Below are 614 nucleotides of genomic sequence, written 5' to 3'. Positions count from 1 at the left end.
GGCCCAAATTTGATTGCTCATCATGATTGCGTCTATTGAACGGCCTTTACAGACGTACACAACCTCACCACCAAATGTATGGCGGATTGAATCAACAACCTTTCGCCCTATATCTAGCGCCGATTGTTCATCAACGGTTTCACTCACTCCACGCATGACCAGTTCAAATATGGTGAGTAACATACCATCGCCACGCTCAGTAACTTTGCCAAATTTATCACCCATTTTGAGTTGCCTCCGAATATCTGTCAGACATAACCCCAATAAACGCAATGGCAGCCTCTAACTGATCAACGCTGCATTTTTTAAAATTGCCCAGCTCATACACTGTTTTAGTCGCTTCAATTTGGTGTGCGCTACTGAGTTTTAACCCGCGTAAAACATTAACCAGTTCTTTGAGCTGCTCGGCCATACAACGTACATACCATTTTTTTAGCTGCTCAATTAGTGCATGAATCATAGATGCGCGTAGCCATTCCAAACGCTCAATCGCCACATTCTTATTCATACGCTTAGCTTGTGCCTTGCTCCAATTGAGTAACGCAGCTTCCGAGCCATCACGTAAATAGCCGCGATAGCTCATGGCAACCCATACCTGACGCAGCTTATCCAGC

2 protein-coding genes are annotated in these 614 nt (G+C 45.0%); both read right to left on the bottom strand.

The genetic code is table 11. From position 1 onward, the window contains the following. A partial coding sequence (locus SANK73390_RS00240; protein WP_462762135.1) for a Mor transcription activator family protein occupies positions 1 to 225 on the bottom strand: 225 nt, incomplete at its 3' end. Next, the coding region (locus tag SANK73390_RS00235; RefSeq protein WP_462762134.1) for a phage protein GemA/Gp16 family protein at positions 218 to 614 on the bottom strand (397 nt) is incomplete at its 5' end. The genes SANK73390_RS00235 and SANK73390_RS00240, both read right to left, overlap by 8 nt.

Source organism: Pseudoalteromonas sp. SANK 73390 (assembly GCF_054966645.1).
The sequence above is the reverse complement of the archived record's forward strand: the minus strand, read 5'-3'. Positions and strand labels throughout refer to the sequence as shown.